The sequence below is a fragment of the Vibrio sp. V38_P2S17PM301 genome (genome assembly GCF_009904845.1).
GTDB lineage: Bacteria > Pseudomonadota > Gammaproteobacteria > Enterobacterales > Vibrionaceae > Vibrio > Vibrio proteolyticus.
In genome coordinates, this window is sequence record NZ_WXWO01000028.1 from 1 (window position 1) to 8,647 (window position 8,647).

The window sequence follows — 8,647 nt, forward strand, 5'->3', positions numbered from 1 at the left end:
CTGGACGAATGGATGGACTACTACAACAATCATCGTACTCATCAAGGAAAAATGTGCTGCGGCAGAACGCCAATAGAAACATTAGAGGATGGGAAATCAATCTGGGCTGAAAAGAATTTAGCCCAGGTATAATCTGACAGGCACCGAGACGAAAAGTGGGTAACTGTCAGATCAGGTCTGAGTTAGTACATCGTTTTCTTGCTTGAGCCGTTCTTACGGTTAGGTTGCTCATCACCTTCAAGGTGCTGTTCGAGTTCTGCTTTCAAAGCAGCTTCTGTGATTTGTTTAATGAGCGGAGTTAAGAAGCCATCTTTACCTGTCAGGTCTTGGCCTGACTGAAGGGCTTTAATAGCTTGTTCTAGATCGAAGTCTTTGTTCATGTGTCATTCCTGTTTTGTATATCATACTGAAATGGCACAGATTTCTAAACACTACCAATAATGCGGTTTGTAGGCTCAATCTAACAAGCCGCTATTGCCTGTTATTTGCGTTTTTCTAGATAACATATATCTGAAGGTGGATACGATGAGGAAGCGAGAGCGGGCATTAGACCAACCGCTCTCTTAGCAAGTTTTTGCCCCATTCCTTCTTTACGGCAAAGAGCACTATTGTCAACTGTACTATGCGTAGCCCTAATAAAACTTATCTCTGATGAACGGTGGAACCGTGTCAGGGCGAAATGTTGCTTTTAAGAAATTTATCAGTTGTTCTTTGTTGTGTCTGGGTTCATAAATTGAAGCAATAGCCAAAAGACTGCATCATTGAGAGCTGAACGTTACAATTGTGATATTCAGTGCTAAATCGGTTATAAATAATATGAGGAAATTGAGTTGGTAGAAGCAAAAACTATCGGGTTGTTCTTTATTACAGCAGTAGCAGAGATATTGGGGTGTTATCTACCTTATCTCTGGTTGAAAGACGGGAAATCTGTCTGGCTTTTACTACCAGCAGCTTTATCCCTAGCACTATTTGCTTGGTTGCTTTCTCTTCACCCAACAGCGGCTGGTAGGGTTTATGCTGCCTACGGTGGGGTTTACATTTTCGTAGCAATACTATGGCTGTGGATAGTTGATGGTATTCGACCAACTTTATGGGACATAGTCGGTGTGACGGTAGCGCTGATCGGCATGGCTATCATCATGTTCGCGCCAAGGTACACCTAATAATGAACTATTGAAACATTTCAAATTGAGGGGTATGAGCAAGCTCCACCTTAGGTCTGTCCCTATTTTGGTCTCAACATTAAGACAGCCATTTGACATCGACTTACTTTTCCCAAACTAACTTATCTCTCAGAAGAACATGTTTAATTGAAAAATTGATACATACGGAAGATAAAACATATGATATTTCATATGTTTTATTGCGTTGAATAGTTCCTATGTTTGATCCAATCCTTCTTTACAAAGCATTTGCTGAAGAAACTCGGCTTAAGTCTCTGCTGTTAATGCAGAAACAAGAAGAATTGTGTGTGTGATCTCATGGAGGCGCTTAATCTCAGTCAACCCAAAGTCTCTCGGCATCTTGCCGAACTGCGAAAGCACGAGCTTGTTATGGATGAGCGACGTGGTAAGTGGGTTTACTACCGAATCAATCCCAGGCTAGCTCCTTGGGTTAAGCAAGTGCTGGAGATAACCCTCAAGCATAATTTGGCACTTATCGAGCCAGAGTTGCAGTTCATCAAAGGCAAAACATTCTCGAATGGTATAAGTGAATAATGCTCTATTCAGTTGGTTTATCAATTTCATATTAAAGAGGTCTGTATGAGTAATATCTCAAGCTGTGGCGAAACCAGCGCATCTGAAAAAATGAGTTTCCTAGATCGATATCTAACCGTATGGATTTTTCTTGCAATGGCCGTTGGTGTCGGGGTTGGAGTGTGCTTCCCTCTGTCGGCTCAGTGGAACGAAAGCCTATCTGTAGGTTCAACCAATATCCCGCTTGCTATTGGCCTAATCCTAATGATGTACCCTCCATTAGCGAAAGTAAATTATAGCCTTCTAGGCGAAGTAACTCGTGACAAACGCGCGATAATGCTTTCTTTAGTGATGAACTGGCTCGTGGGACCGATTTTGATGTTCACATTAGCCATCATTTTCTTACGCGATCAACCTAGTTATATGGTAGGACTCATTCTGATCGGCCTTGCTCGATGCATCGCTATGGTGTTGGTTTGGAATGATATCAGCGGCGGAAACAAAGAGTACGGTGCAACTTTGGTTGCATTAAATAGCGCGTTTCAAATTGTCACGTATAGTTTTATGGCGTGGCTGTTTATTACTGTTTTACCCCCTTACTTTGGCCTTGAAAGTTTCGTTGTTGACATCACTATCTGGGATATTGCACAAAGCGTCTTAATTTATTTAGGCATCCCTTTCTTAGCGGGTTTCTTAAGCCGTAAACTATTAGTTTCAGCAAAAGGTGAACAGTGGTACAACGAAGTCTTCATCCCGCGTATTTCGCCAATCACCCTGATTGCGCTTTTGGCAACCATCGTTTTGATGTTTAGTCTGAAAGGTGAAATGATCATCGAGTTACCGATGGATGTGTTCCGTATTGCAGTGCCACTGATCATCTATTTTATGGTGATGTTTTTTTGTGAGCTTCTACATCGGGAAACGTATGGGGATCCCTTACGACCAAAATGCTTCTATCGCCTTTACTTCAACGGGCAATAACTTCGAACTGGCTATCGCCGTATCAATCGCTGTATTTGGATTAAACTCTGATCAAGCATTTGCAGGCGTTATTGGACCTTTGGTTGAAGTGCCCGTTTTAATTGCTTTGGTCAACGTCGCATTACGAATGAAGAAGAAGTACTATCCTCCCCATCATGGTATTAAAGCGCACAATCAATAACCATTCACAAACGTCATGATCTTGCCATTAAGCAGTCAATGAGTTCATCCCGATAAGAATGCAACAATGTAATTAGAATTAACCTAGGTAACTAACACCATTGCAATCCAGTAGGGAGGCTTGGTTGATGAGTAAGTAACATTCGACAGTGCTCCAAAAACAAAAAGGCTGCGATGGAGAGCAGCCTTTTTTACTACCCGTCATATCATGACGACTGGTTTTTGGGGCTTGCCAAAAGCTCCGCAATCGCTTGATCGTTTTGGTGACGAACATCCAAGCCAGTCACAAAATAAATCGTGTACTCACAAACGTTGCGCGCGTGATCGCCAATCCGTTCGACCGCGCGACCTATCCACGTGATCTCCAAAATGGTTTGATAGTGAGTGCCTTGCACCAGCATATCTTTATCATTTTGACGCAAAATATCGCCGTAGCTGTTGTCGATTTGTTTATCTAACATTGCTGCTTCTAGCGCATCGTGTGCATTGAGATCGTGAAAAGCGTTCATCGATTTTTGCAGCATATTGATCACGTTCGCGTTAATTGTTTCAAACGCATCTTCTTGTAATTCAATACCATCAAAATAGTCTTTGTCACCCGGATGGTGCTCCTTTAAACGCAACACCGCATGGGCGATCCGTTTAGATTGATCGCCAATTCGTTCAAGATCCATGATCGCTTTCATGATCGAAAACACCGCACGTAAATCGCGGGCTGCGGGCTGGCGTTTGACTAAAATATCAATGCAGCGTTGATCAATGGCCAGTTCTAACAAATTGATATTATGATCGTGTTCAATTACTTGCTTGGCCAGTTCGGTATTGCCTGTCATAAACGCATCGAGTGCGTCCCGCACCTGTACGATTACTAAATCACCCATATTCACCACGCTATCCACAATAGAACGCATTTCGCTATTGTAGCTATGAGAGGTGTGCCCATCGACACCATGAGTTGTCATAAAATTCTCCTAAAACAGTCGTTAACCGAAACGGCCAGTAATGTAATCTTCAGTGCGGCTATCACGTGGGTTGGTGAACAACTCACGTGTTTCGCTCAGTTCAACCAAGTTACCTAAGTGGAAGAAGGCGGTTTTATCTGAAACGCGCGCCGCTTGCTGCATGTTGTGTGTCACCATCGCAATGGTGTAGCTGCCTTTGAGCTCATCAATCAGATCTTCAATGATCGAGGTCGCGATAGGGTCAAGCGCCGAACAAGGCTCATCCATCAAAATCACTTCAGGGTTAACCGCAATCGCACGAGCAATACACAAACGCTGTTGCTGGCCACCAGATAGTCCGGTGCCCGGTGCTGATAAGCGATCTTTGACTTCTTTCCACAAGCCAGCGCGGCGTAAGCTGGTTTCGACGACTTCATCCAAATCGGATTTGTTATCTACTAGGCCATGTAATTTAGGGCCATAGGCGATATTTTCATAAATCGATTTTGGAAAAGGATTAGGCTTTTGGAACACCATGCCAACTTGAGCGCGCAGCTGCACCACATCTAAGCTAGGGTGATAAATATCTTGCCCGTCCAAGGTAACTGAACCTTCAACACGAGCCGTGTCGATGGTGTCGTTCATACGATTTAAACAGCGTAAAAAGGTCGATTTACCACAACCAGAAGGGCCGATAAAGGCGACCACTTCATGCTCAATGATATCCATATCGATGCCGTGTAGCGCCTTGGTTTCACCATAGAAAACTGTCACATCACGCGCGGCCATTTTAATTTGTGTGGCTTGGGCTGCTTCTTTAGCGGTGCTCTTTACCTGTGGTATCACAAGGGAGTGTTTGTTCATAATAGCTTCACTTATCATCTTTATTACCACCGAGTTTCAAAGCGTCGACGCAACCAAATCGCCAGCGCGTTTAAGCTAATCATTAATGCTAACAATACGGTGATTGCAGCAGACGTTCTTGCTTCAAAAAAGTTACGCAGTTCGTTACCTTGCCAGAGGAAAATCTGCACTGGTAGCGCGGTTGATTGATCGAGCGGTGTCGCAGGTACGCTGGCGACAAATGAGCTCATGCCAATCAAGAGCAGTGGCGCAGTTTCACCTAATGCTTGGGCGATACCCAAAATGGCCCCAGTCAAAATGCCCGGTAGTGCCAAAGGCAATACGTGATGGAAAACGGCTTGAGTTTTGGACGCGCCGATACCCAGAGCTGCTTGGCGAATCGATGGTGGTATCGCTTTCAATGTTGAGCGAGTAGCAATGATCACTGTGGGCAGTGTCATTAGTGTTAATACCAAACCACCGACAAACGGTGCCGAAAGCGGCAGCTTAAACCACAAAATAAACACTGAAGCGCCCAGTAAACCAAATACAATCGAAGGAATCGCCGCCAAGTTGTTGATGTTCACTTCAATCAAATCGGTGAACTTGTTTTTTGGGGCAAATTCTTCTAGGTAAATCGCGGAAGCGACGCCAATCGGTACCGCCAATACCATAACAATGAGCATCATAAATACCGAGCCCATAAACGCCCCAGCAAGGCCAGCCGAAGCTAATGAGCTGCGAGAATCGACGTTCATAAACAGCGCTGTACTGAATTTGTTTTGGATAACGCCACGTTCAGCGAGCTCATCCGCCCACGCGCGGGTACGAGCACTCAACTGCTGACGAGAGTCGGGTAGATCACGGTCGATGTTGCCTTTCAACCACACATCGACGTTGGCTTCCGCCAGTAAATCAAGACGTAAGGTTTGGCCGACCAGTGAAGGATCATTGACTATCATATCGCGCAAAGCAAAACGCTCGCCGCTGGTGATCAATTTGATCGCATCACGCTGGTAGCGAGTCGCTTCAGGGATTTCGTTGGCCAAACTGTTGACAATAATACGGTTGAAATTAACCATGCCGACGCTGCTTTGCCATGTGAGCATGCGTTGATTGAACTGCGCCGGGCTCTCATCACTTTGTTGGATGGGTTTGGGCTCTATTTTCACGACATCGGGGTCAAAGTAGACATCCAAGGTCACTGTCGCTTGCCAAAAGGCTGGAATACCTTTGGAAAGAATCGAAGTGAATAGTATCGCCACAAAACTTAACGCTAAGGCAACCGCGCCAATACCGAAAGCTCTAAAGCGGCGTTCACTGTTGTGACGTTTTTTCAGCGAGCGAGCAATGCGCAGTTTTGTTTCATTACGTTGCGCATAGGCATCGTCATCTTGAAGGTTAGTCATTTGAATGCTGTTGTCCATGGCGTTACTCATACTGTTCACGGTACTTACGTACGATAACGAGCGCGATCACATTAAGGCATAGCGTGATCACAAACAGGGTTAAACCAAGTGCAAAGGCTACTAAGGATTGTGGGCTAGCAAAATCGGTATCGCCGGTCAGTTGGTTGACGATGGTAACCGTCATAGTAGAGACAGCCTCGAATGGGTTGGCGGTTAATACTGGGCTATTTCCGGCAGCGAGAACCACAATCATGGTTTCACCAATCGCCCGGCTGGCGGCGAGCAAAACTGCGCCAGTCACGCCAGGTAGCGCGGCAGGTAGAACCACTTTGCGAATGGTCTCTGATTTGGTTGCGCCAAGGCCAAGCGAGCCATCTCTTAGTGTTTTGGGCACTTGAGTAAGAATGTCGTCGGATAGCGAGGAAATAAAGGGAATCACCATTAAGCCCATCACAATCCCCGCGGTTAGAGCGGAGGTGGCACGAATATCGATATGGAGCCACTGTCCCAATTCGCTCAGAAAGGGACCGACGGTGATTAAAGCAAAAAAGCCGTAGACGATGGTGGGAATACCCGCGAGCACTTCAATAATCGGTTTAGCTATCGAGCGAATGCGACTTGGTGCATATTCAGCTAGATAAATGGCGCACATCAGGCCAATAGGAATAGCGACGATTAAGGCAATCAAGGCGATTAAAAAGGTTCCTGCCAGTAATGGCAACATACCAAAGCCGGTTTGGTTCTCTGTACCTACTGTTGAGAAACGAGGGTTCCATGTGGTGCCGAAGAAAAATTCGCTCGGGCTAACAAAACTAAAGAAACGTAACGCTTCTCCAACCATCGAAAGAACAATGCCTACTGTGGTTAAAATCGCCACACCAGAACACAGAATCAGTATTATATGCAGTGCACGTTCGACTGTGTTGCGTGCCCGAAGATCAGGGCGAATTTGTCGAGTGCTGAAGACTAATCCGGCCGCGGCAACCGTTGCCATCAAACCAGTGAGCAATAAATAGCTGCGTTGTTCTAACTGCTTTAAGTAGTCTGCGGCGGTAATTTCTTGAGGAGAAAAGCTATCGAGTACAGCGAAACCGCTGGCGATATTATGCAGTTTATTCATCAGTACGTGAGTACCCTCCACGGCCGTTGGCTGCAGATCCGTAGGAAGGCTATCAACTACCATTTGCTGAATCAGTATGGGAGAACATAGGCTCCATACTATCCAAATTAACAAAGCAGGAACCACACACCAAAGCAGGGTTAGCATGCCGTGATAAACAGGGCGAGAGTGTAAACGCTGAGTTCCAGCATTGGTTGATGCTACTTTTTTACTGCGCGTCAGCCCTAAGTGGTAAGCCAGTGCCATTACCGCCAGTAGTACCACCATCAGCATCAGATTATTCATTGTTATTCTTACCTTATTAAAGCGTTAGCTTGAGCCGAAAACACTGGCCCAAGCTAATCAGAGAGCCTTAAAGGAGTTTGCGATTTTTAATGTTTTGCGACACCTGGGCGCGCTCTTTATCATCCATTGGGATAAGGCCTGCCGCTTCAAGTTGGCTACCCGTTGCGCCCATTTGTTCGCTCACAAAAAACTGTGCGTATTCGAGAATTCCCGGTACTACACCGACATGAGCATTCTTGATGTAGAAGAACAGTGGGCGAGAAACTGGGTATTGCCCGCTGCCAATGGTATCTAAGCTTGGGGTTACGCCGTTAACGGTCGCCACTTTCAAGCGGTCACGGTTTTGGTCGTAGAAGCTTAGGCCAAATACACCAAGCGCATTTTTCTGAGCATCAAGACGAGCGAGGGTTTCGGTATAATCGCCAGCGACTTCAACTACGCGACCATCGGTGCGAATCGCATTACAGAAGTTACCTTTGGCTTTTTTGTCCATCGCTTTGACTTCGGCAAAAGTCTCACAACCTGGGTGAACGACTTTCTCTTCGTATACTTCACGCGTGCCGTGATTAGAACCTGGTATCACAAGCAGAATTTCTTGGTCAGGAAGAGAGGCGTCAATTTGCTTCCAGTTGGTGTAAGGGTTTGACACCATTTTGCCATTCTGCGGAATTTGTGCTGCACCCGCTTTAAACACATGCTCTGGCTTAAGGGCAAAAGTGCCACTGTCGGTACGAGATGCGAACACAATGCCGTCATAGCCGACTTTGACTTCAATGATTTCTGTCACGCCATTCGCGCGGCAGCTTTCCACTTCAGAAGATTTAATGGCGCGTGAGGCGTTAGCAATATCGATGGTATTGACACCGACACCTTGACAGAACTGACGTAAACCGCCACTTGAACCACCGGAACCGACCACTGGCGTGTTAAATTGTGGGAAGGTTTGGCCGAACTCTTCTGCAACGATAGAAGAAAATGGCAAAACGGTTGAAGAGCCAGCGATTTGGATCGTATCACGTGCCATTGCTGGGGCAGAGATCGCGGTTGCGATGGTTGAAGCAAGCAAAAGCGCATTGCGTCCGAACTTCATAATATTTCCCTCATTAAATTTCATAACCGTAGACTGTTTTGAAAAGTCTTCCGTAAGCAGCTTTGTATTGTTTAGCTAGGTAAATTCTGAGAGGACAATGT

At 45.7% G+C, this 8,647-nt stretch carries 6 protein-coding genes and 4 pseudogenes; 4 read left to right on the forward strand and 6 right to left on the reverse strand.

Annotated elements, in window-relative coordinates:
• Positions 1-132, forward strand: a pseudogene (locus CAG64_RS06705) (IS481 family transposase); the annotation flags it as partial.
• Between the two features lie 56 nt (positions 133-188).
• Here CAG64_RS06705 and CAG64_RS06710 read toward each other — a convergent pair.
• Positions 189-380 (reverse strand): annotated as a pseudogene (locus CAG64_RS06710) (IS256 family transposase); the annotation flags it as partial.
• A gap of 450 nt (positions 381-830) precedes the next feature.
• On the opposite strand from CAG64_RS06710, the gene CAG64_RS06715 reads away from it, so the two are divergent.
• From CAG64_RS06715 to arsB, 3 genes and pseudogenes are all read left to right on the forward strand, one after another.
• A complete protein-coding gene (locus CAG64_RS06715) occupies positions 831-1,163 on the forward strand; it encodes a YnfA family protein (protein ID WP_094128516.1) in 333 nt (110 codons plus the stop codon).
• A 218-nt stretch (positions 1,164-1,381) separates the two neighbouring features.
• Positions 1,382-1,718, forward strand: a pseudogene (locus tag CAG64_RS06720) (metalloregulator ArsR/SmtB family transcription factor).
• A gap of 45 nt (positions 1,719-1,763) precedes the next feature.
• Positions 1,764-2,859 (forward strand): annotated as a pseudogene (gene arsB / locus CAG64_RS06725) (ACR3 family arsenite efflux transporter).
• 205 nt (positions 2,860-3,064) lie between these two features.
• Here the strand turns inward: arsB and phoU are convergent.
• From phoU to CAG64_RS06750, 5 genes are all read right to left on the reverse strand, one after another.
• Positions 3,065-3,820, reverse strand: a complete 756-nt coding sequence (gene phoU, locus CAG64_RS06730; protein WP_094147400.1) for a phosphate signaling complex protein PhoU — start codon at positions 3,818-3,820, stop codon at positions 3,065-3,067.
• A 21-nt stretch (positions 3,821-3,841) separates the two neighbouring features.
• Entirely contained in the window at positions 3,842-4,588 is a 747-nt protein-coding gene (pstB, locus tag CAG64_RS06735; RefSeq protein WP_237668176.1) for a phosphate ABC transporter ATP-binding protein PstB, read from the reverse strand.
• Positions 4,589-4,686: 98 nt separating this feature from the next.
• Positions 4,687-6,069 carry a phosphate ABC transporter permease PstA gene (gene pstA, locus CAG64_RS06740; protein WP_237666845.1) on the reverse strand — a complete coding sequence of 461 codons (1,383 nt, stop codon included), beginning with the start codon at positions 6,067-6,069 and terminating at the stop codon, positions 4,687-4,689.
• A 4-nt stretch (positions 6,070-6,073) separates the two neighbouring features.
• A complete protein-coding gene (gene pstC, locus CAG64_RS06745) occupies positions 6,074-7,456 on the reverse strand; it encodes a phosphate ABC transporter permease subunit PstC (RefSeq protein WP_161447652.1) in 1,383 nt (460 codons plus the stop codon).
• A gap of 67 nt (positions 7,457-7,523) precedes the next feature.
• Positions 7,524-8,546: a substrate-binding domain-containing protein gene (locus CAG64_RS06750; protein WP_094151631.1), complete on the reverse strand. Its 1,023-nt coding sequence runs from the start codon at positions 8,544-8,546 to the stop codon at positions 7,524-7,526.
• Between the last annotated feature and the right edge of the window lie 101 nt (positions 8,547-8,647).